The 22,264-nt window shown below is 69.6% G+C and carries 14 protein-coding genes; 7 read left to right on the top strand and 7 right to left on the bottom strand.

The annotated features are described in order from the left end of the window. Positions 1 to 45 precede the first annotated feature (45 nt). Positions 46 to 3,282, bottom strand: coding sequence for an alpha-mannosidase (locus DOE79_RS08085; RefSeq protein WP_120338051.1), 3,237 nt, complete (start codon positions 3,280 to 3,282; stop codon positions 46 to 48). 202 nt (positions 3,283 to 3,484) lie between these two features. After that, a complete protein-coding gene (locus tag DOE79_RS08090) occupies positions 3,485 to 5,371 on the bottom strand; it encodes a phosphoenolpyruvate carboxykinase (GTP) (RefSeq protein WP_120338052.1) in 1,887 nt (628 codons plus the stop codon). A 180-nt stretch (positions 5,372 to 5,551) separates the two neighbouring features. On the opposite strand from DOE79_RS08090, the gene DOE79_RS08095 reads away from it, so the two are divergent. Further along, complete coding sequence (locus DOE79_RS08095; protein ID WP_120338053.1) at positions 5,552 to 6,994, top strand: helix-turn-helix domain-containing protein; 1,443 nt, start codon at positions 5,552 to 5,554, stop codon at positions 6,992 to 6,994. Positions 6,995 to 7,127: 133 nt separating this feature from the next. On the opposite strand, the gene DOE79_RS08100 is transcribed toward DOE79_RS08095, so the two are convergent. Beyond that, positions 7,128 to 8,507: a glucose-6-phosphate dehydrogenase gene (locus DOE79_RS08100; RefSeq protein ID WP_120338054.1), complete on the bottom strand. Its 1,380-nt coding sequence runs from the start codon at positions 8,505 to 8,507 to the stop codon at positions 7,128 to 7,130. Positions 8,508 to 8,569: 62 nt separating this feature from the next. Next, complete coding sequence (locus DOE79_RS08105; RefSeq protein WP_120338055.1) at positions 8,570 to 9,163, bottom strand: NADPH-dependent FMN reductase; 594 nt, start codon at positions 9,161 to 9,163, stop codon at positions 8,570 to 8,572. Between the two features lie 184 nt (positions 9,164 to 9,347). On the opposite strand from DOE79_RS08105, the gene DOE79_RS08110 reads away from it, so the two are divergent. The 5 genes from DOE79_RS08110 (at position 9,348) to DOE79_RS08130 (ending at position 14,131) form a co-directional block, all read left to right on the top strand. Beyond that, complete coding sequence (locus DOE79_RS08110) at positions 9,348 to 10,253, top strand: hypothetical protein (RefSeq protein WP_162942659.1); 906 nt, start codon at positions 9,348 to 9,350, stop codon at positions 10,251 to 10,253. Then, positions 10,250 to 10,579 (top strand): winged helix-turn-helix domain-containing protein, encoded by a 330-nt coding sequence (locus tag DOE79_RS08115; protein ID WP_120338057.1) that lies wholly within the window; start codon positions 10,250 to 10,252, stop codon positions 10,577 to 10,579. Before DOE79_RS08110 ends, DOE79_RS08115 begins: the two co-directional genes overlap by 4 nt. Before the next feature lie 10 nt (positions 10,580 to 10,589). Then, positions 10,590 to 11,093, top strand: coding sequence for a GNAT family N-acetyltransferase (locus DOE79_RS08120; RefSeq protein ID WP_120338058.1), 504 nt, complete (start codon positions 10,590 to 10,592; stop codon positions 11,091 to 11,093). Between the two features lie 199 nt (positions 11,094 to 11,292). Next, on the top strand, positions 11,293 to 11,937 hold the full coding sequence (locus DOE79_RS08125) for a LuxR C-terminal-related transcriptional regulator (protein ID WP_120338059.1): 645 nt from the start codon (positions 11,293 to 11,295) through the stop codon (positions 11,935 to 11,937). After that, positions 11,930 to 14,131 carry a sensor histidine kinase gene (locus tag DOE79_RS08130; protein WP_120338060.1) on the top strand — a complete coding sequence of 734 codons (2,202 nt, stop codon included), beginning with the start codon at positions 11,930 to 11,932 and terminating at the stop codon, positions 14,129 to 14,131. Before DOE79_RS08125 ends, DOE79_RS08130 begins: the two co-directional genes overlap by 8 nt. A gap of 32 nt (positions 14,132 to 14,163) precedes the next feature. Here the strand turns inward: DOE79_RS08130 and DOE79_RS08135 are convergent, their stop codons facing one another. From DOE79_RS08135 to DOE79_RS08145, 3 genes are all read right to left on the bottom strand, one after another. Next, complete coding sequence (locus DOE79_RS08135) at positions 14,164 to 15,711, bottom strand: chitinase (protein WP_120338061.1); 1,548 nt, start codon at positions 15,709 to 15,711, stop codon at positions 14,164 to 14,166. After that, positions 15,708 to 18,050: a glycosyltransferase family 2 protein gene (locus tag DOE79_RS08140; protein WP_162942660.1), complete on the bottom strand. Its 2,343-nt coding sequence runs from the start codon at positions 18,048 to 18,050 to the stop codon at positions 15,708 to 15,710. Before DOE79_RS08140 ends, DOE79_RS08135 begins: the two co-directional genes overlap by 4 nt. 274 nt (positions 18,051 to 18,324) lie before the next feature. Further along, positions 18,325 to 19,173: an alpha/beta hydrolase gene (locus tag DOE79_RS08145; RefSeq protein ID WP_120338063.1), complete on the bottom strand. Its 849-nt coding sequence runs from the start codon at positions 19,171 to 19,173 to the stop codon at positions 18,325 to 18,327. A 180-nt stretch (positions 19,174 to 19,353) separates the two neighbouring features. On the opposite strand from DOE79_RS08145, the gene DOE79_RS08150 reads away from it, so the two are divergent. Then, a complete protein-coding gene (locus DOE79_RS08150; protein ID WP_120338064.1) occupies positions 19,354 to 22,215 on the top strand; it encodes an alpha-L-rhamnosidase in 2,862 nt (953 codons plus the stop codon). Positions 22,216 to 22,264 lie beyond the last annotated feature (49 nt).

Below are 22,264 nucleotides of genomic sequence, written 5' to 3' on the forward strand. Positions count from 1 at the left end.
TTTCCGGCAAGTCGGCGTAGTCGGCGTCGGCGCTCGCTCACGGGCTCAGGGGCGGCGGAAGCGCAGGGTGACGATCTCGAACGGGCGCAGCGTCAGGATCAGCTCACGAGAGGGCTCGGCAGGCGCCCCGGAGAACTCCTCGGCCAGGGGTGCTCCCGCGGCGAGCTCGACGCGGGATACGGCGAGGGGTCGCTCGAGCAGGTCGGTCTCCACCACATCCGTTGCCTCGAAGTGCCGGATGAGCCGGGCCGTCGACCGGTTGCCGTGCGCCTCATAGAGCCGCACGATGAGGTCGCCGCTCTGGTCCTCGGCCAGCTTGACCGCCTCCACCACCACCGCCGGGTTGTCCAGCCGGAGGAGCGGCTCGATGCCGGCGGCGCCGACTCCCGTCACCGTGCGGAGCGGCACTTTGAGCCGGTAGCCCTCCGCGACGGCCTCGGGAATGCCGGCTGCCGGGCGCACCGACACCTTGAGCTCGTGCCGGCCCTGGTCGGCGGACGGGTCGGGGTAGACCGGCGCGCGCAGCAGGCTGAGCCGCACCGTGGTGCCGCTGCGTTCCGCGCTCGTTTGGGCGGCCGGGGTGCCCGCCGCATCGGCAGCAGCCGCAGCGCCCTGCTCGGAGCGGTCGGGTTTCCCGGCGCCGGGCGGGGTGCGGTCGATCGCGTGCCCGTAGGTGGAGTCGTTCGCCACCGCGACCCCGTAGCCGGGCTCGCCCACGTGCACCCACCGGTGCGCCACGGTCTCGAACCGGGCCGCATCCCAGGTGGTGTTGGCATGAGTGGGGCGGAAGACGTGGCCGAACTGGATCTCGGACGCGGCCCGGTCGGCCTGCACGTCGAGCGGGAACACCAGCCGCAGCAGCTTCTGCCGTTGGTGCCAGTCGACCACCAGGCGCACGTCCAGCGCGGGCGAGCCGGCGCGCAGGGTGAGTTGCTGCTCCACCCGGGAGCGGCCGAAGGTGCGCACCACCCGCACCCCCACGACGTCGTCGCTGTCGACGAGCACCTCGACCACGTCGGCCTCGGTGAGGTCGGTGACGGTGCGGCGGTGATGTTCGTCGATGTCCCAGGCATCCCACCGGGTGGGGGTGTCGCGGTGCAGCTGAAGCAGGTTACCGCGGCTGCCGGCCGGGATGAGTTCCCGGTCGGCGAGCACGTCCCGGAGCGACGGGATCAGCCCGTCGGCGTCGATGGTGACGGCGATCAGCCCGTTCCGCAGCACGAGGCCCGCCGGGCCGTGCTCGATCAGGGCCGCGGCATAGCCGGGAACCGGGGGTGCGCCGTCGGAGTCCGCGCCGAGCCCGGGCACGCCGTCCACCGGGTACGGGCCGGCGTTCAGCCGCAGCCGCCGGCTGCCGGGTCCGGCGATGGCGCGCACCGCCTCGTCGATGATGGCCGTGAGCGTCCGGGCCGTGCGGGCGTGCAGCCGTTCGGCCTCCTGGTGCACCCAGGCGATCGAGGTGCCGGGCAGGATGTCGTGGAATTGCAGGAGCAGCACCGTCTGCCAGGCCTGCTCGAGGGCGGCGTACGGGTAGGCGGCCCCGGCGCGCACGGTGGCCGTCGCCGCCCAGAGTTCGGCCTCCCGCAGCAGCCTCTCGCTCTTCCGGTTGCCACGTTTGGTGCGGGCCTGCGAGGTGTAGGTGCCGCGGTGGAACTCCAGGTACAGCTCCCCCGCCCACACCGGCGACGACGGATGCTCCGCCTCGGCCGCTGCGAAGAAGGCCTCCGGAGTCGACAGCTCCACGGTGGGCGACCCCTCGAGGTTCCGGGTGCGGCGGGCGGCCGCGAGCATCTCCCGGGTCGGGCCGCCCCCGCCGTCGCCCCACCCGAACGGCACCAGCGAGAGCGTGGCCACGGCCTTCTCGGCGAAGAGCCGCTCGGCCCGGGCGAGTTCGGCGGCGCTCAGCTCGGCGTTGTAGTCGGCCACCGGCGGGAAGTGGGTGAAGATGCGGCTGCCGTCGATACCTTCCCAACTGAAGGTGTGGTGCGGGAACACATTGGTGTCGCTCCAGGACAGCTTCTGGGTGAGGAACCAGCGCATCCCCGCCAGCCGGGCGATCTGCGGGAACGCGGCCGAATACCCGAAGGAGTCGGGCAGCCACACCGCCCGAGGTTCCCAGCCGAACTCCTCGCGAAAAAACCGTTGCCCGGCCACGAACTGCCGCACCAGGGCTTCACCGCCGGGCAGATTGGTGTCGGACTCCACCCACATGCCGCCCACGGGCACGATGGTGCCGGCCGCGACGGCCGCGCGCACCCGGGCGAACAGGTCCGGGTCATGTTCCTTCACCCAGGCGAACTGCTGCGCCGACGACATGGCGAAGTGGAAGTCGGGGTTTCCCTCGGCCAGCGCCAGCACATTGGCGAGGGTGCGGGAGACCTTGCGCGGGGTTTCCCGCAGCGGCCAGAGCCAGGCGCTGTCGATGTGCGCGTGCCCGACGGCGTGCACGTGGTGGGCGCTGGCGGTTGCGGGGCGCTCCAGCAGCGGCTCCAGTTCGGCGCGGGCGGCGGATGCGGTGCCGGCGACGTCGTCGGGGTCGAGCCGGTCCAGGCAGCGGCCCAGCCCGGCGCGCAGCTGGGCGCGTCTCGTGGAGGCCGCCGGCAGTTCGCCCTGCAGACCGTCGAGCGCCCGGATGTCCTGCACGAGCTTCCACACCTCGAGGTCGCGCAAGGCCACGTCGATCCGGCCGAGCGTGTACAGCGGCCCGGTGCCGAGGGTGGTGGGGTCGCCGAGCGGCGTGGGAGCGAAGGTGAAGTCGTGCACGAGGTCGGGGTTCGACGCGGCCTCGATGTAGAGGTCGATCACGCCACCCGGGCTGGTGGCGCCGGCCGCCGGAGAGGTGCCGTCGTCGGCGGGAGTCAGGGCCGGCAGCGGCACCCATCGGTTGAGCGATTGCAGCCCCTTGACCACACGACCGTCGGCGGCGTAGACGAGGCCCTCGGCCTGGAACCCGGGGATCGCGGCGGTGAAACCGAGGTCGACGACCACCTCCGGCTCGGCGCCTGGGGTATCGGCCCACTCCGCCGGCACCACCCCGGTGACGTGTAACCAGGTGGAGCCCCACGGGGTGCCCCACCGGGCGCCGGGCTCGATCGGGGCGAACGTCTGGGCCACGGCCGTCGCGAACGGCACGGGCGGGTCGGTCACCGACGCGTCCGGCGCCGCATCCACCGACCAAGCGGTGATGGTGAGCGGATGCCGCGCCCGGTAGACCGCGGGCAGCAGCCGCTCCCGCAACACCCGGTCCAGTCGCTCGTCGTGCAGTCGTTCGTTGTGATGCATGCGTGCCTCCGCTCGAGCGCACCATAGCCCGATCCGCGGGTGGGGGTGACGGATTGGCCTGTGCAGCGGACGCAACCCACACGCCGATCGAGCTTGTCGAGATCCCGCGAGCCGAACACGTTCGCGACAGCACTCACGAGGTCTCGACGGGCTCGACCGACGACGGGGTCAGCTACCCGAGACGGCTCACCGGGCCGCGCCGCTAGGCGGAGAGGTGGTAGCGCACGCTGGCGAGCTCGGCGTGCAGAGCGGCGGGTACCCGGCTGCCGAAGCGGGCGAAGAACGCCTCGGTGAGGTCGCACTCGGCCAGCCAGGAGGCCGGATCGATGCGGAACAGCTGCTCGAGCGCATCCGGGCTCACATCGAGTCCGTCGAGGTTGAGCGCGCCGTCCACCGGCAGGAGGCCGATCGGGGTGTCGACGGCGTCCGCCGCCCCCTCGACCCGGCGGATGATCCACTCGAGCACCCGCGAATTCTCACCGAACCCGGGCCAGAGGAAGCTGCCGTCGTCACCCTTGCGGAACCAGTTGACCTGGAACACCGCGGGCGCCTGGGCGCCGAGGCCCCGGCCGACGCGCAACCAGTGCGCCCAGTAGTCGGCCATGTTGTAGCCGCAGAACGGCAGCATCGCGAACGGGTCGCGACGCAACTCCCCCACGGTGCCCTCCGCGGCGGCGGTCTTCTCCGACGAGATGGTGGCGCCCATGAACACGCCGTGCTTCCAACTGCGCGCCTCGGCGACGAGCGGCACGTTGGTGGCGCGGCGGCCGCCGAACATGATCGCGTCGATGGGCACACCGCCACTGGATTCCCAGCTGTCGGCGATCGACGGGCACTGCGCCGCGGGCACGGTGAACCGGGAGTTGGGGTGCGCAGCGGGCCGCCCGCTATCGGGCGTCCAGGAGTTGCCCTCCCAGTCGGTGAGGTGCGCCGGCGGGGTGTCGGTGAGTCCCTCCCACCACACGTCGCCGTCGTCGCGGAGCGCGACGTTGGTGAAGATGGTGTTGCCCCACACCGTCTGCACGGCGGTGGGGTTGGTGGTCTCGCCGGTGCCGGGGGCGACGCCGAAGAACCCGGCCTCCGGGTTGATCGCCCAGAGCCGGCCGTCGTCGCCGGGGCGCAGCCACGCGATGTCGTCGCCGATGGTCTCCACAGTCCAGCCGGGCACGGTGGGCTTGAGCATCGACAGGTTGGTCTTGCCGCAGGCCGAGGGGAACGCGGCGGCCACATGGTAGGTGCCACCCTCGGGCGAGGTGACCTTGATCAGCAGCATGTGCTCGGCCAGCCAGCCCTCGTCGCGAGCCATCACCGAGGCGATCCGCAGCGCGAACGACTTCTTCGACAGCAGTGCGTTGCCGCCGTAGCCGGACCCGAACGACCACACCTCGCGGTCCTCGGGGAACTGCACGATGTACTTGGTGTCGTTGCTGGGCCAGGTGACGTCGGCGCGGCGGATGCCCGCCTTGTTCACGAGCGGGAACCCCACGCTGTGCACGGTGCGCACCCACGGCGTGCCCGCCTCGATCAGGCGGAGCACCGCGGCGCCCATCCGGGTCATGATGCCCATGTTGAGCACCACGTAGGGCGAGTCGGTGAGCTCAACGCCGAGCTGCGAGATGGGGCCGCCGAGCGGGCCCATCGAGAAGGGCACGACGTACATCGTGCGGCCGCGCATGCTGCCGGTGAAGACATCATTCAGTTCGGCGCGCATCCGGCCGGGTTCGGCCCAGTTGTTGGTGGGACCGGCGTCGTCGCGGTGGGTGGAGCAGATGAAGGTACGGTCCTCCACCCGGGCCACGTCACTCGGGCTGGTGCGGGCGAGGAAGCTGTTCGGGCGCCACTCCGGGTTGAGCCGGATGAGCTTGCCCTCGGCCACGAGCTGCTTCGAGAGGGCATCGGCCTCCCGTGCGGTGCCGGTGCACCAGACGATGGCATCCGGCTGGGTGAGACGGGCGATCTCGTCGACCCAGGCCTGCAGGGCGGGGTCGGAGGTGCCGGTGGGCGTCCCGTAGGTTGTGGCCACTGTGGTTTCGGTGGAGTGGGCGGCGTGTGCCCGGATGCGGCTCTGGCCGGGGTGGGTGACGGTCATTGTCTGGCCTTCCTCAAGATGCTTTTTCACTGGGCAACGTACTCCCGGGCGGCTGCCGCGGTGAGTGAAGCAGGGGCAGGAGCGCTAATTTCGTCCTGTTCATTAAGAATGCGACCGGATTCGGTGCAGAAACCGAAAAACCCTTGTTAAGAAACGTGGTTCTTTACGTATGCTTAAGGAATGCCAACGCCGGCCTCCGACCTCGTGACCCTGGGTCATCGCATCCGTCACTTTCGCAGCGAGCGTGCGCTCACGCTCGATCAGCTCGGCGAGCAGGTGGGCCTGGCGGCCAGCCAGCTCTCGCTGATCGAGAACGGGCGCCGGGAGCCCAAGCTCTCCACGCTGCAGCAGCTGGCCCAGGCGCTCGGGGTGCCGCTCGCCGATCTGCTCAGCGGCGAGGCGCCCAACACCCGCGCCGCCCTGGAGATCGAACTGGCCCGTGCGCAGAAGAACCCGCTCTACGGCGCGCTCGGCCTGCCGCAGGTGAAGATCACCAAGGGCATGCCGTTGCCGGCGATCGAGTCGCTCGTGGGCCTGCACCGGGAGCTCGCCCGCCGGGCCAGCGAGGCCATCGCCACCCCCGAGGAGGCCCGCCGGGCCAACACCGAGCTGCGTGAACGGATGCGCGAACGCGGCAACTACATGCCCGACATCGAGCAGCTCGCCGAGGAGCGGGTGCGGGCCTCCGGCCACGTCTCCGGGGCGCTCACGCACCGCGAGGTGAGCGTGATGGCCGAGCAGCTGGGTTTCACCCTGATCTACGTGAACGACCTGCCGCACTCCACCCGGTCGGTGACCGACCTGGCCAACCACCGCATCTACCTGCCGCCGGCGTCGATCCCCGGCGGACACGGGCTGCGCTCGATGGCGCTGCAGGCGATGGGGCACCGGCTACTCGGCCACGAACGCCCGGCCAGTTACGCGGAGTTCCTCTGGCAGCGGCTGGAGATCAACTACTTCGCGGCCTGCTGCCTGATGCCGCTGGAGGCCACCCGCAGCTTTCTGCAGACCGCCAAACGCGACCGGGTGCTCTCGGTCGAGGACCTCCGCGACGCATTCGGGGTCACCCACGAGGCCGCCGCCCTGCGGCTGACCAACCTCGCCACCGCGCATCTGGACATGACGGTGCACTTCCTCCGGGTCTCCGGCGACGGCGCCCTGCAGAAGGGCTACGAGAACGACGGCCTGCCGCTGCCGGCCGACGTGACAGGATCGATCGAGGGCCAGCTGGTCTGCAAGCAGTGGAGCGCCCGCAGCGCGTTCACGCACACCAACCGCACCACCGAGTTCTACCAGTACACCGATACCCCGGCGGGCACGTTCTGGTGTGCCACGCAGACCGGCACCACCTCGGATGGTGAATTCTCGATCAGTGTGGGCGCCCCGTTCGCGCAAGCCAAGTGGTTCCGCGGCCGGGAGACCACGCAACGCACGGTGTCACGCTGCCCCGACGAGTCGTGCTGCCGGCGCCCCTCCGGCTCGGTCGCCGCCCGCTGGGCCGGCCAGGCCTGGCCGAGCGCCCGGTTGCACGCGCACGTGCTCTCCCCGCTGCCCAGCGGCACCTTCCCCGGCGTCGACGACACCGAGGTCTACGAGTTTCTCGAGGCCCACGCCGACAAGTAGCGGCCCGTGGAGGCAAAACTCCTGCAATTCTGCCGGCCGGTCACTGCCCCCGTGAATATGGGCATCCGCCCCGCCTGTACCGAATTCAGCAGGAGTCATGCATTTCTACCCAGGGTCTTGGGAGCCGGAGTCGTCAGTGGGTCCGGTCGGCCCAGTGGGCGGGGCCGGTGCTGCCGGCCGAGTATTCATCGAGCGGCACGGCACCCTTCTTCCACGCCTCGAGGATCGGGGTGATGATCCGCCAGCATTCTTCGGCGACATCCGCTCGCACCGAAATCGACGGGTCACCGGTGAGGATGCCCGCGAGCACCTCGCCGTAGGCATCCAGCTGGCCGGCGCCCAGGTCGGTCTCGAGCGAAACGGTCTCGAGGGTGAATGGGTCACCCTCGCCGTTGACGTTGATGTCGAGCTGGATCCCGTTGGGGTCCAGCGCGATCCGCAGCAGCGTGGGTGAGGGAGCGGAGGTGAACCCGGTGGGCAGATGGGGCACGGGTTTGAAGGTGACCACGATGTCTTTGCGGGTCGCATCCAGTGCCTTCCCCGAGCGCAACACGATGGGAACCCCTGCCCACCGCCAGTTGTCGACGGTGAGGGTGATCTCCGCGAGGGTCTCGGTCTCCAGCGCCGGATCGACGCCCTCCTCCTCGGCGTAGGAGAGCAACTCGCGTCCGTCAATCGTGCCGGCGGTGTAGCGGGCACGGCGGGCGACCTGGTCGGTCTCGCCGGGCCACAGGTGGGTGGCGCGCAGTGCTTGCGCCATCGCCCCGCGCAGGTCGTCGGCGTCGAGGGTCGACGGGGGTTCCATCGTGGCCAGCGCGAGCACCAGCAACAGGTGGCTCTGGACCATGTCGACGAGGGCTCCCGCCTTGTCGTAGTAGCCGGCGCGGCTCTCCAGTCCCAGGCTCTCGTCGTAGTGGATCTCGATCTTCTCGATGTTCTCCGCATTCCAGCTCTGCTCGAAAACACGGTTCGCGAAGCGCAGGCCCAGCAGGTTCAGCACCGTGGACTTGCCGAGGAAGTGGTCCACCCGGTGCACTCGGGACTCGGGCGCGAGGCGGGAGACGAAGCGGTTGAGCGCCGCCGCGCTGGCCAGGTCGGTGCCGAAGGGCTTCTCCAGGGCGAGCGAGATGCCGTCCGGCAACTCGATGGTGTCGAGGGCGCGGCAGCTGGCTTCGGTCACGGCCGGCGGAAGCGCGAAGTAGAGCACGGGCGCTGTCTCACAGTGGCCAAGGATGCGGCGCAGATCGTCGGCGTCGGTGGCGTCGGCGACGACGTAGCGGCTGCCGGCAACGACCGGTTCCGTGGCCTCCGGGTCGGCACCGCCCTTCGCGAAGGCGGTGCGGAGCAGGTCTTGCCACGCCTCCGCGGTGAGCTCAGCGTTGCTCGCTCCGATCAGCTCCAGCTCGATGCCACGGTCGGCTGCGAGGAGCTGCCCGAGGCCCGGAAGGAGCAGGCGGGTGCTCAGATCTCCGCCGGCGCCGAAAATGACCAGGGTTCTACGGTGTGCAGCCATCGTTCGAACCTAGCCGCAACTCGCAGCCAGAACGGCACCGTCAGGCGTGTCTGCGGGGTTTGTCAGGTTACATCGGGGTCGCCGATGTGGCCGGGCGCGTTGGCGGCCAGAACGCGCTGCACGAAGGCCGAGTACTCCTCCATGTAATGGGCGAGGAAGGCGCGCGTGCCCTCATTCGTGACAGCGCCCTCGGGCGTGAAGACGTCGGCGTTGAACTGGATGTAGGCCTCAGGTGAGTTCAGTTGCGGAGCGTCGAGGAAGCTCAGCACGCTGCGCATCGAGGACTGCATCACGGCGGTGCCGATGCCGCCCGGTGATGCGCCGATGATGCCGGTGGGCTTGCGGGCGAAGGAGTTGGCGCCCCAAGGCCGGGAGCCCCAGTCGATGGCGTTCTTCAGCGCGCCGGGGATGGACCGGTTGTACTCGGGCGAGACGAACAGGATGCCGTCCGACGCTTCGATCGCGGCCTTGAGCTCCCGTCCGGCCGGTGGGAAGTCCGCGTCGTAGTCCGGGCTGTACAGCGGGAGGTTCCCGATCGGGATCTCGGTGAAGTCGAGTTCCTCCGGTGCCAGCTTGATCAGCGCCGTGGACAGGGTGCGGTTGATCGACGTGCTGGAGAGGCTGCCGACCAGATAGCCGATGGTGAAGCTTGCCATGATGATTCCTTTCGTCTTCCTGCAGTTGCGGGGGGGCGCGGGCCGTTCAGCTCGGCCCCACCCGTATCGGTCTAGCAGCGGATGCCTGCGCTCTGCTGAGTGTTCCCGACGCATCCACTTTCCGTCTGGCAAGTAGCTGCTATGTTGACAGTAGAAATAGCCGCCACGTGATCGGGGGAACACCATGAGCGACCAAAGTGGGGACAGCACCAGTCCGACAGGCCGTGAGGCGGCAACTCGTCTCCTGCAGAACGGCGATGCTGTCAGTCTTCGGGTGCGCAACGCGATCGACGACCGCACCCGCGCGATAGCCGAGGCCTGGTTGGGTGTCGGGGTTCTCGCCTATGCCGTATGCCTCGTGTTTGCCAGTAAGGGCGAAGACGGCACCGGGATGGTGCCCGGAGTGCAGGCCGCATCTCCGGTCGGCCTGGGCGCGATACTCACACTGCTCATTCCTTTTTTCGTCGCCAGCTCCCTCGAACGGGGACTGCAGCAGAGCCTGCACACCACCGCCGCGGCGAAGCCGGGACGGCGGCGTTCAGTCGTCACCGCAGCCAGCCTGGTGCCCCTGCTCTTCATCACCGGACTGGTTGTTTTCGCGCCGGCCACGCCCTGGCCCATCGCGCTCGTCGTCGCCTTCAGCGCATCCCTGCCACTAGGCGTCCTCTCGGTCAGATCTGCCCTGCGGGCCCGAGCGTCCGGCGTCAGGCGACCCGCCCCGACACTCGTTGCCCCGCTGAGCCCGGCCAACCAGGTTTCCATGACGGTGCTGGGTCTCTGGCTGGGCGCGGCCGTTGCCTGTGGCGGTCTACCTTTTCCGGCCGTCGGCGCCATCATCGTCATTGGTCTCCTCTTTGCCATCGGCGTCCTCGACGTCACGCGGTGGGGTCTGCCACAACTGGCACAGGAGTGGGGCCGCACACAGTGGATCGCGTTCGGGTTCTCCTACCTCACCGCGATCATTGTCGCGGTTCTTCTCGCGCGCAGCGCCTGGGACCCCTCCATCGTCAGCAGCGTCGGCGGAATCCTTGTGGCGGTTCCGTTGGTCGTCACCGCGTTCCGGCCCGCACCCATCTGGGCGGACCGATGACCGGTCAACACCCCAGGCACGACCTCGACGACGCCCTGCTCACCCCGCTGCGCTTCTCCGTGATGGCGGCGCTGCGGGCGGATGCCGAGATCGACTTCGCCACCCTGCGCGACCTGCTCGAAACCGACGATTCGGCGCTGAGCAAGGCGATCAGCACTCTGAGCACCGCAGGCTACGTTTCCGTGCGCAAGGGCTTCGTGGGCAACCGGCCGCGCACCTGGCTTACCGCCACGGGCGCCGGGGTCGCGGCGATGAGCATCCATGTGGCCGCGCTGCAGGCCATCGCCGCCGGCTCGTCGGCCGCGCCCGGTGCAGCCGACCGGTAAATTTGTCACCATGATTCACATCGCGCCGGACAGCCCCACCACCGCAGACGTGCGCCTGCTGCTGGATGAGCACCTGGCCGACATGTTCGCCACCTCACCGGCCGACAGCGTGCACGCCCTGGACCACTCGGCGCTGTCGGCGCCGGGGATCTCGTTCTGGACGGCGCGCGAGAACGGGGCGCTGCTGGGCTGCGGAGCGCTGAAACGCCTGAACGGCACCCAGGCCGAGATCAAGTCGATGCGTACCACCGCCGCGGCCCGTGGGCGGGGCGTCGCCACGTTGCTGCTCGCCCGGGTTCTGACCGACGCCCGTGAGCACAACCTGGAGCGGCTCTACCTGGAGACCGGCACGGAGGAGTTCTTCGCGCCGGCCCGCCGACTCTACGCCCGGCACGGGTTCACCATCTGCCCGCCCTTCGCCGACTATGTGCTCGACCCGCACAGCGTCTTCATGAGCCTCGCCCTCAGCCCGGACGGCGACCGACAGCAGCAGGGCCGCCCCGATCAGTCGTAGTCCTCGACCCGCCACTCGTCGTGCCAGTCGATGACCACCTCTTCGCCGTCGAACCGGATGGGCAGCCAGACGTAGTCGGCGATGGACGTGTCGGGGTCCGGCAGCGTCACCGCACCCCCAGCACCGCTAGTCTGACGACTAGAGGTCGCATCCCCCGTGCGGGGGGCTAACGGCCGGCACCGAAGATGCAGGAGCACCAATGAGCCCGACGAGGATCGCCATTGTCGACGACCACGAGCTGGTCGCCATGGCCGTGCAGAACTTGGTCGACACGGCCGACGGTCTCGAATTCTCCCGGCATGCCACGTCGGTGACCGAGCTGGTGCGACGGATGCGGGACACCGACCTCGTTCTGCTGGACCTGTCCCTGCGCGACGGCACCGACCCCGGCGAGAACGTCAGGCAGATCAGAGACTGGGGCGCGGAGGTTCTGGTACTCACCTCCGGCGAGGACCCGTATCTGGTGCGCAGCGCGTCCCGGGCGGAGGTTCTCGGCATCGTGCGCAAGTCCACGCCCCGGAAGGCTCTCGTGGGGGCGATCCTCGCCGCCGCGCGTGGCGAACTGGTTCCCACCACCGAGTGGGCCTCGGCGCTGGACACCGATCCTTTGCTGGCGGCCGCACCGCTGACCTTCCGAGAGCGCGAAGTGCTGAGCCTCTACGCGTCGGGCCTGGGCGCACGAGGCGTCGCGGCCCAACTCTTCATTTCCGAGAACACCGTGAACGACCATTTGCGGCGCATCCGGTCTCTGTACCACCGGCTGGGCCGGTCCGCGGCCACGAAGGTCGAGCTCTACCAGCGCGGCATCGAAGACGGCTACGTCCAGGCGCCCGGGCGTGAATAAACCCTTCGTCGAGACCGGAGCGGAGATCGGGGCCGGCCAACGATCGGGTCGGCGCATCCTCGCGGTGGACGCCGCCCTGCTCATAATCTTGATGACCGCCGCTCAACTCGCCGTCGTGCGGAACGGCAGCCAGGCCGAGCTGCCGGTGTGGTTCGTCGTCGTCGGCGGGCTCGCCCCTGCTGGCGTGTTCCTGGCCGGGCTCGTGGCCAACCGGGTCTCGGATCTCACGCTCCGCGTGGTCGCCTTCCTGGCCGTCGCCGCGTTCTGGCTGACGCTGATCACCTTCCCGGCCGCCGTGCCGGCCGGGGGAATCGACCGGATTCCGTGGACGCTGACCGCGTCGGGAGCGGCGGTGGCCGCCGCGCTCGTGGCCGGCGGCCGCGGCCTGGCCTGGACGACCGTGACGATCACCGCCGCGACTGGGCTGGCCTACCGGGCGATCTACGGCGGCCTCGACCTCGACGGCGTCGTCAACGACATGCAGGCGCTGCTCACCGGCGCGGTGATCTGCGTCATCGGCGGGCACATCCTGGCGGTCGGCCGTGGCCTGGACCGTGAGGCGGCGTCGACGGCGGCATCCGCGTCGCTGGAATCCGCCGAGAGCGGTCGGCTCACGGCCCGCACCGTGGCCGCGTCCCTGGTGCACGACGAGGTTCTCGCCACGCTGGCACTGGCCGCATCGGGGCTGCCGATCCCCCAGGACCGCCTGGCCGCCCAGGCACGTCAAGCCGTCGCCACCGTGACCTCCCTGGCCGACGACCAGGCGCACGAACCCGTCGCTCTGAGTGTGGCCGTGGCCGCCGAAGCCCGCCGCCACGGCGTCAGCTGCACGGTCCAAGGCAGTGTGGCCGCGTCATCCGTCAGGGCCTTCACGCCCACCCACGACGCCCTGATCGGTGCGATGCGGCAGGCGCTGCGCAACAGCATCCAACACGCCCCGGATGCCGCGCGCAGCGTGCGCATCCTCCACACGGGCTCGGAGGTGCGCGTGGAGATCATCGACGACGGTCCGGGGTTCGACCCGGCGCAGATCGCCCATGACAGGCTCGGAATCAGGCAGAGCATCATCGGTCGCATGTCTCGGCTGCCCGGCGGTAGCGCCGAGATCGACTCCGCCCCTGGCCGGGGAACCGTCGTTCGGCTGCGCTGGGCTGTCGAAGCCGACAACCGGATCGTCATCCCGGACAACCGGGTCTCGCTCAGGGTCGGCTTCTTCGTCGTCGCGGTCATCTACGTGGGCACACAGACGACCAGCGCGATTCTCGCGGCGCTTGCTGTGCCTGGGACCTGGCCGCTGCATCTGACCATGCTCCTGACCCTTCTGGCGGCTGGGCTGATGATCCGCGCCGCACCGACCCGGGTGCCGTCCGGCGCCCTGACCTCTCTGGTGGTGGCCCTCGCCGGCGGCGGCATGGTCGTGGGGGTATCAGCCGCCTATCTCATCTATGGGATCGCGTTCTCCTACGGCTCGCTGTGGTTCACCGTGGCCACAGCGTTCCTCTTCGTTGCGCTGGCACTGCGCGGTCGGATGGGTTCGGCGCTGGGCGGAACCGCGCTGATCGTCGCGGCTTCGGTCTGCGCCGGCGTGCTCGAGAATGCGCCGGTCCATCAGATCGTCCAGCTCGCGATCCGGCCCGTGGTGCTGGTCGGTCTCGCTGTGGCGCTTCTCGTCGTGGTCGAACGGATGCAACGCCGCATCGTCGCTCTACACAAGGAGGCCGTGCGCTCCGCGGAGAAGCAGAGCTGGGCGCTGGCGGCCCGCTCCGAGCTGACCGGCCGAGTCGCGGAACTGGCCCGCACGGCACTCCCGCTGCTACGCCGGATCGGCACGGGCGTCGAACCCACCGATGCCCAGCGCAATGAGTACACCAGCTGCGAGGGCGAGTTGCGGGACGGCCTGCGTGCCGGCTCGCTGGCCCGCGAGCCCCTGCGCGCTGCCGTGGCCGCCGCCCGGGAACGCGGCGTCGACGTTGTGCTGCTCGACGACAACGGCGGATTCGTCGACAACAGTCTGATCGATCCCATCCTGACGTGGATGGCTGAGTCCGTCGCCACGTCGCGCACCAGAGTAGTAGGCAGGCTCCTGCCGCCCGGGCGCCAGACCCAGGCGAGCCTGACCGTGGACGGTCAGCACACCGAGTTCACCGTGACCCGGGTCTCCGCGGCGGAGGCGCAACCGCTGCGCCTCCGCTGACTTCGGCCCGCGACCTCGGCGTGCCTTCCGCGTCAGCTACCCGCGAGCAGTTTCCACGGCGAGTAGTCCCGGTCGAGCACCGAGCGGTCGGGGCTCTTACCCTGTGACCACCATCGGGCCTCGTAGGCCGTGCCGTCGAGCTGCACGATGTCGCCCTGGTCGTAGAGCGTCTCGGCGCTCCAGTCCGGGTAGGTTCCGTCGGGTAGCGTCGGCAGCGTGAACGGCGTGTCGTTTTCGAGCACGGGGCCGATATAGCTCCACGCTGAACCCTCCTCTCCCAGGCTGGGATCGTCGGGACTGAGGCCGTCTTCGTTCCACCACTTCGAGACGTAGACGGAGCCGTTCCAGACCACCGTCACTCCCGCGGAGTAGAAACTGCGCGACGACCAGATCGGGTATGGGCTGGTTTCGGGATCGTCAGCGACGACGACCGGCTCGGACTCGTCCAGGGGACGAGCGGATGGCGTACCGCTGTATCCCTGGGCCAGCAGTGACCCGAACGTCACACCGGCCTGCTCGATCCCACTGCAGGAGGTGGCGACCGTGCGAAGGTTCGGGTAGTTGCTGCCGCAGGTCTGGTCCCGGTTGACCGCCCACATGGAGAGGTGGGCCAGGCCCTTCGCGGTGGCGAATTCGTTGAGCGCGCGGGCGTCGTCCAGGGTGAAGATCTCAGCCTTCACATCGTTCTGGCCGATCATGGGCGTCGCGCCGAGAAGTGACCACACACCACCGCTGGGAAGATCGAGGTCTCTGGCGTGCCAGATCTCCTCGAGCTGTGTCGCTGTGGCCTGCAGGGCGTCGATGCTCATTGACGACATCGAGGCGTCGGTGTCGTCGGTCCCGTAGTTCATCGTCATGAGATTCACGCCGGTGAGGTCGACGCCGGCGTCGAGCATCTCCTCGATCTGGGCAAGACCGTTCTCGAGCAGCCCGTAGGGCGCCACGGGAAGGGTCAACCAGACATCGAGCGCACCGCCATCGGCACGGCGTTCCTCCTGCAGCCGGGCGACCGCCTGGCTGCGGCGAGCCGTCGCCACGTCGTCGTCCAGCATGTCGCCCTCGATGTCGAGGTCCATGACGTCGATGCTGTAGCGATCCATCGTCGTGCGATAGGCATCCGTGAGCTCGGTCACAGTGGAACACGCCGCCGCGAGCTCGGTGTTGATGGCGCCACCGAACGACACGGCGAGGGGACGGCCCTCACGGTGCATCCGTTCGACCCGTCGGTCGAGTGCGAAGGTCAGCCCCGCGTCGTCCAAGGTGTGCGTCTTACCCCAGGTGGGAGTGCAATCGTCGTCGTCTGCGGCCACCACGAAGGCAAGGACGGCCCCGCCGGTGGAGTCGTTGAGGGCGCTGCCGGCGAGTTGTTCGTCCGTCTCGAGGGTGACGTCGTAGTAGCCGGCGAACCAGCGTTCGGCGACGGGGGCCCCGTCGACAGCGGGAGGGAGGCCAGGCACGATGGCCGCGGCCGTGACGGCGCCGGGGATCATGATCATGGCGGCGAGGCTGAGAACCAGCCGCCCGGGCGAGAGCCTGCGCCCCGCGAATCGTGACGTGCTGCGGGCGTGGATCGGGCTCATCGCAGGGCTCCAACGGTAGTCAGGGATCCGTCGTCGACGACGACCGACCAGAGCGGGGCGGTGCTGGGCGCCGTCGCGGGTGCGCGCGGTGAGTCGACCCAGACCCAGTTCAGCCAGCCGAACCACAGATCGCTGATTGTGGCGCGGATGCCGATGAGTCCGAAGACTCCCCACGCGGCGGCAAGCGCCGTGAACGAGGCGAACGCCGTGGTGCCCCAGTCTCCGACGAGGCCGGCTCGCACCGCGATGGTGGCCGCACCGGCGACGATCAGGAGCGGGGCCAAAGCGTAGAGCGCGGACGCCGGCGTGCGGGTGCTCACCTTGGGGGTGCGCGCGAAACGGGCCTTGCGGTCCGTGAGAACCTGCACGACCGAGGCGATGCTGCCCGCCAGGTTCGCCGGCAGGATGAGCAGGTTCAGTGCATAGATGCCGATGACATCCCGACGTCGGTAGCCCAGGTAGCGCAGGTCCGACGCCATCTCGGCGAAGTACGGGGCGGCGATGAGGAGCAGTTGGAAGGTCACCAGTTGCCCACCGAGGGGGTTCAGGACCAACACCGCGATCAGGCCGAGGGTGACCCAGGTGATCGAGCCCAGGTAGTTGGTGCGCAGAACCCTGTTCGTCAACGGGAGAGGCGTACCCTGTCGGCGTCGTGTGACGATGAAGTCGTGCAGCCGAGGCAGAACCAGTAAGCCGCCGTCTGCCCAGCGTCGGCGTTGGATGACGAGGCTGCCGAAGTCGGGCGGGGTCGCGCTGTAGCTCAGTCGCTCGGGATAGTTGACCAGTGCCCAGCCGTGGGCGGCGATGTCGATGCTCGACTCGGTGTCTTCGATCGCGGTGCGGTCGGAGATGAAGCGCACCACGTGCACGCCGTCTTCGTCGCTCTCGCGCCGGATGTCCTCGAGGGCCGAGCGGCGCAGCACGGCGTTCGCGCCCACCCAGTAGGTGGCGCCGAACGAGGTCAGCCCCTGGTGCAGGATGTGCTGGAGGTCGGTGGTGGCGCCGGCGAGGCGCTCGATGCGGGTCGGGGCTCCCCGGTAGGCCGAGTACGGCGTCTGGGCAACGGCTATCGCGGCGCTCTCCGGCTGGTCGAGCAGGTGCACGAGCCGCAGGCAGTATTCGGGCAGCAGCATCGAATCGGCGTCCAGGGTCAGCACGAAATCAGTATCCGGTGCCTCGAGAATCACCGATGAGCCGAATGCCGTCGACTCGGCGGCGTTGTCGGGGTCGAGGCGCACCAGGGTGAGGCCACGGCTGTCTCGCTGCTCGCGGTACCGCCCACCGAGAAGGCCGAGGTAGCTGTTGAGGTTCATGGCCTTGTTGGGCGCGTGGGAGAGCGAGGCGTACCGCTTGCGCTCGAAGGCGCTCATCTCCACGGTGAAAATGTTGAGCAGTCGCAGCAGGACCTGTTCGGCTCTCGCGTGCGATAGGGGGCTCTCGTCGTTCTCGAGGGCATCGTGCAGGGCCGTTGCCGTGGCGTCCAGAGTCGCAGCCAGGCCGCGCAGAACCTGATCCACGAAGAAGACCTCCACGTGGGTGCGCGTGGATTGCGCATCAGCCAGGTCACGGAGCCACCGCGCCGCGGTGGCGTGTTCCCGCACCACGATCTCGGTCGCTTCGGCTGCGCCTGGGCGCCCACGTTTGCCGGCCCCCGAGCTGTGCAGGCGCGCCCACGCGGCTTCGAGGCGCATCCGCATCGGCGCGAGTTGGGCCATGATCTCGTCGCCGAGCAGTCGGCTGCGTTCGAGGGACTCCCGGGCTGCCGGATCGGTGGGGTCCGGGTCGTCGTCGATGAGCAGAACGACGTTGAGGTTCGGGAACTCCTGCAGTGCGACCGACCACAGCGACATGCGCACCAGGTCGGGGTCTTCATCCCTCGACGGCAGTAGGGCGACCAGACGGGGTGCAGCACCACTGGCGAGCTGGGGCTCGGGCCGATCCAGAGCGGACTCCGGCGCCTGCTCGTCCTCGCGCATCCGCGAGACGTGCTCGTCGAGGGTGATCCGACGCACGCGACGGTGCGCCGCGAAACGCGGGAGCGCGCCCGAGCGGGCGAGCAGGTACATGCAGGCCGAGAAGGTGAGCAGCGTCACCGAGACCAGGAACACTATGGTCTCCACAAGCTGGGTGGCGCCGGCCAGGGCGTCGCCGCGGGCGAGGGTCACCACGACGGTGACGAGGTATGACAGCCAGAGCAACAACGACAGGGCAGGGGCGAAGCGGGCCCGAGCCAGCCGGGCGGGCGAGGGAATGGCGTGCAGCACGGGTTGAGGAGCCGGATCCTTGTCCGTACCCCGTTGGCGGCGTGGCCGCAGTGTCTTGTCGGTCTTGGCGCTCACAATTGGCGTCCCCTTTCGGGCAGGGGCGCACACGGGAACTCCCCCGTCGTGCGCGAGAGGGGGGCCTTGAGATGAAGGCGCGCCGCGACTCCCTGCATTCACAGTGTGTCGGCCGGCATGATGCCACGACCGGGGTCCCAACCACCGATTCTGGTGGTTCTCACACGGCCACCGGTGGCTCCAACGCGGCCACGCCAGTCCGCGGCCACGCCAGTCCGGGGCGATGTCAGCCTCGGGCCGTGTCAGCCTTGGGCCGTGTCAGCCGCGGGCCGTGTCAGCCGCGGGCGAACCTGGTCGAGCCGTCGAGCCAGGCCGCCATCCGCCCGATGCTGGCGAGTGCGCCGGGGTTCGCCGGTTCGTTGAGATGGCCATGACGCGTGCCAGGTTCGCGGAAGACCGCCACATCCACGCCCGCCAACGCGAGCTCGGCCGCGAAGGCCTGCCCGGATGCGCGCAGACTGTCGTGCTCGGAATTGAGCACGAATGTGGGCGGCAGTCCGCTCAGGTCGTGTCCGCCCGGGAACGCGTACGGGTTGTCGAGCTCGGCCGGATCACCCACGTAATTGAGGTTCATCGCCCGCACATCGTCGGGCTCGAAGCGGGCATCAGCGGGTAGCACCTCGATCTTCTGCGCGAGTTCCGCGGCGGGGTGGGGCAAGGCGCTGTGCACCAGCGGGTAGGCCAGGAGCAGCGATGACGGCTGGGGGCCGCCGGCATCCCGCAATCGGAGCGCCGCCCCTGCGGCGAGATCGCCACCGGCGCTCGCCCCGCCCAGCGACAGCCTGCCGGAGTCGATACCGAGCTCGGCGGCGTGCTCGAGGGCCCAGCGGACTGCCGCAGCAACCTCCTCGGATGCGACGGGGAAGAGCACCCCGTCACGCGCCGGTTCGCTGTCGGTGAGAGCCGTCGACACTGGCGCGAGCCTGTAGTCGACACTGACGACGGTGATGCCGCGGGCCGCGAGGTCCTGGGCGACCCAGTGCGCCTCGGGCATGTCTAGGTCGCCCCAGGCGAAACCCCCGCCGTGCGCCCACACCAGCCCCGGTGCCCAAGCCACGGCTTCGGCCCGATAGATGCGAATCGGGATGGTGCCGTGCGGGCCGGGAATCGTGAGGGAATCCATAGTCAGATCCTCCCAGCAACTCGCGCGGGGCCGGACCCGACACGCGTCGAGGCTCCGCTGACTTCGCTCGCGTACTAGAAACCTAATACCGAATGACTATATGGTTTTAGAACGGCCAGCGGGCCGTCCTGGGCCGCCCGCAACCCTTCTGCCCCGTGCCACCATCTCAATGGAGAGATCATGATTCAGCCCACTTCGTTCCCCGTCGTCGTGTCCGCTCTCTGGGCCGAGGGCCGCGGCCGCCCGGATTTTCTTGCGACCGGCACTCCCGCCCTGTCCTGGCGGGTGCAAACGGATGCGCCGGGCTGGCAGCAGTACTCCTACACGCTGGAGACTCGGCGCGGGTCGTTCGTTCGCCGCGAGCGCCGCCACACCGTGGCGTCGCAGCACCAGCCGTGGGCGGACGGTCCACTCGGGGCCTACGAGCGGGCCGCTGTGCGGGTGCGAGTGGTCGGCACGGACGGGTCGGTTTCGGAGTTCAGCGACTGGATGGAGCTGCGCACCGGACCACTCTCCCCCGTCGACTGGGCGGCGCCGTTTATCGCCGTGTCCGGCCCCGTCACCGCAACTGCAACCGCAACCGCGGATCGCGGCACCACCCGGTTCCGCACCCTTGTCGACGCCGCCCCTGGCCTGGTCTTGGCCGTTCTCTCGGCCACCGCGCACGGCGTCTACCAGGCGGTGATCAATGGCCGGGTCGTCGGCGATGAGGTGCTCACCCCCGGCTGGACCAGCTATGACGACAGGCTCACCGTGCAGTCCTACGACGTGACCGGCCTCGTGACCGAGGGCGCCAACGTGCTCGGCGCCACTGTTGCCGACGGCTGGTATGGCGAGCACTTCGGTTTCGACGGCAGTTTTGCGCGGGGCTACCCCGGGCCGCGGGCGCTCTCGATGCAGCTGCGCCTGGAGTACGCGGACGGCCGGGTTCAGACCGTCGTCACCGATGAGACCTGGACCGGGAGCGACACCGGCCCTGTCATCCGGGCCGGTATCTACCCCGGCGAGAGTTTCGACGCCCGCTTGGACGATGCCGCGCTGGCCGACCCCGGTACGGCATTGCCGCATCCGCTACGCGTTACCGTCCTCGGCGCCGACCTCGCGAACCCGGCCCGACTCACCCCGTCGTTCGCCCCTCCGGTGCGCCGCATCGAACACCTGGCCGTGGAATCGGTGACCACGAGTCCAAACGGCGCGACCCTGCTCGACTTCGGCCAGAACCTGGTCGGTTGGCTCGAACTGACCATCGATGCCCCGGCCGGCCACACTGTGACTCTGCGGCACGCGGAGGTGCTCGAGAACGGCGAGCTCGGGGTACGGCCGCTACGGTTCGCGGAGGCCACCGACACCTTCACGGGCGACGGCGGCGGCCCGCGCGTCTGGAGCCCCGCGTTTACCTTCCACGGCTTCCGCTACGCCGAGGTCACCGGCTGGCCCGGCGAGCTGCGGTCGGAGGACATCCGCGCGGTGGTCGTGCACAACGACATGGTGCGCACCGGCTACCTGGAGACCAGCAACCCCCAACTCAATCAACTACACCGGAACGTGTTGTGGGGCATGCGCGGTAATTTCCTCAGCCTGCCCACCGACTGCCCGCAGCGTGACGAACGGCTCGGCTGGACCGGCGACATCCAGGCGTTCGCGCCCACCGCCGGCTATCTCTATGACGTGTCCGGTTTCCTCGGCTCCTGGCTGCGTGACCTGGCCGCCGAACAGCGCCGGGCCGACGGGGTCGTTACATTCGTGGTGCCCAACCCGCTGCCGATGACCCCGATGGCCGCCGCCGCGTGGGGCGACGCCGGCACCCTGGTTCCGGATGCGCTCTACGGGCGCTACGGCGACCGGGCCGCGCTGGCCGCCCAGTACGAGAGCATGCGGGCCTGGGTCGATGTGGTCGACGCTCTCGCCGGAGCCGACCATCTCTGGACCGGCGGCTTCCAATTCGGCGACTGGCTCGACCCGAGCGCCCCGCCGGAGAACCCGGCCGCAGCCAAGACCGACCCCGACATCGTGGCCACGGCGTACTTCTTCCGTTCCACCAGCCGGCTGGCCGCTGCCGCCGAGGTGCTCGGCCGCACCTCAGACGCCGCCAGGTACGGCCGTCTGGCCGACGACATCCGGGTCGCCTTCGTCGCCGAGTACGTCACCCCGGCGGGGCGGATGCTCTCGGACGCCCACACCGCGTATGCCCTGGCCATCGGGTTCGGGCTGCTCACCGACCCGGTGCTGGTGGCCAAGGCCGGCGCCCGGCTGGCTGAGCTGGTGCGCTCGCACGGCTACCGCATCGGCACCGGCTTCGTCGGCACCCCGCTGATCTGCGACGCGCTGTGCCTGGGCGGCCAGAGCGAGGTGGCGTTCCGGCTGCTGCTCGAGGAGGGCTGCCCGTCGTGGCTGTACCCGGTGTCGATGGGCGCCACCACCATCTGGGAACGCTGGGACAGCATGCTGCCCGACGGCAGCATCAACCCGGGCGAGATGACCTCGTTCAACCACTACGCCCTCGGCGCGGTCGCCGACTGGATGCACCGCGCCATCGGCGGCATCGCGCCCGGCGAACCCGGCTCACGGGTGACCCTGGTGGCCCCGGTTCTCGGCGGCGGGATCACGAGCGCATCGGCGTCGCTCGACACCGGTTACGGCCCGGTCACGGTGGACTGGACGCTCACCGGCAGCACCTTCGCCCTGATGGTGTCTGTACCGCCGAACACCACGGCCGTGGTGCGGCTGCCGGGGTCGGCCGCAACCGTGGAGGTGGGCTCCGGCGCGCACGAGTGGGTCACCGATGTGGCCGCTCTCGTGGCAGCCCCCGCGCCGGCGCCGCTGAGCATGCAGACCTCACTGTCGGAGATCATCGACGACGCCGGCGCGGCATCCGCCCTACAGGCGCTGTTCGCCGAGGTGGGCTACGTCATCGGCCTGGGTTGGACCACGGGCGGCCGATGGAAGAGCAATTCCCCGCTCGACACCTCCCTCATCATGATGCCGCCGGCCGGCGTGGCCCGGGTGCAGCAGCTACTCACCGAGCTCAACGCCCGCCACTAGCAGCGGCGCGAGCGCAACTGTTGCCCGAGCGGACTTCTGCGGCCGGCGC

The sequence above is a fragment of the Cryobacterium soli genome (genome assembly GCF_003611035.1).
Taxonomy (GTDB): Bacteria; Actinomycetota; Actinomycetes; order Actinomycetales; family Microbacteriaceae; genus Cryobacterium; species Cryobacterium soli.

What these genes read in the sequence shown, in the direction of transcription:
- DOE79_RS08115 (WP_120338057.1), top strand. Translation starts at nt 10,250, where the DNA reads ATGACCGGTCAACACCCCAGGCACGACCTCGACGACGCCCTGCTCACC.
- DOE79_RS08090 (WP_120338052.1), bottom strand. Translation starts at nt 5,371, where the DNA reads ATGACCGTCACCCACCCCGGCCAGAGCCGCATCCGGGCACACGCCGCC.
- DOE79_RS08135 (WP_120338061.1), bottom strand. Translation starts at nt 15,711, where the DNA reads ATGAGCCCGATCCACGCCCGCAGCACGTCACGATTCGCGGGGCGCAGG.
- DOE79_RS08150 (WP_120338064.1), top strand. Translation starts at nt 19,354, where the DNA reads ATGATTCAGCCCACTTCGTTCCCCGTCGTCGTGTCCGCTCTCTGGGCC.
- DOE79_RS08095 (WP_120338053.1), top strand. Translation starts at nt 5,552, where the DNA reads ATGCCAACGCCGGCCTCCGACCTCGTGACCCTGGGTCATCGCATCCGT.
- DOE79_RS08105 (WP_120338055.1), bottom strand. Translation starts at nt 9,163, where the DNA reads ATGGCAAGCTTCACCATCGGCTATCTGGTCGGCAGCCTCTCCAGCACG.
- DOE79_RS08145 (WP_120338063.1), bottom strand. Translation starts at nt 19,173, where the DNA reads ATGGATTCCCTCACGATTCCCGGCCCGCACGGCACCATCCCGATTCGC.
- DOE79_RS08100 (WP_120338054.1), bottom strand. Translation starts at nt 8,507, where the DNA reads ATGGCTGCACACCGTAGAACCCTGGTCATTTTCGGCGCCGGCGGAGAT.
- DOE79_RS08085 (WP_120338051.1), bottom strand. Translation starts at nt 3,282, where the DNA reads ATGCATCACAACGAACGACTGCACGACGAGCGACTGGACCGGGTGTTG.
- DOE79_RS08125 (WP_120338059.1), top strand. Translation starts at nt 11,293, where the DNA reads ATGAGCCCGACGAGGATCGCCATTGTCGACGACCACGAGCTGGTCGCC.
- DOE79_RS08120 (WP_120338058.1), top strand. Translation starts at nt 10,590, where the DNA reads ATGATTCACATCGCGCCGGACAGCCCCACCACCGCAGACGTGCGCCTG.
- DOE79_RS08110 (WP_162942659.1), top strand. Translation starts at nt 9,348, where the DNA reads ATGAGCGACCAAAGTGGGGACAGCACCAGTCCGACAGGCCGTGAGGCG.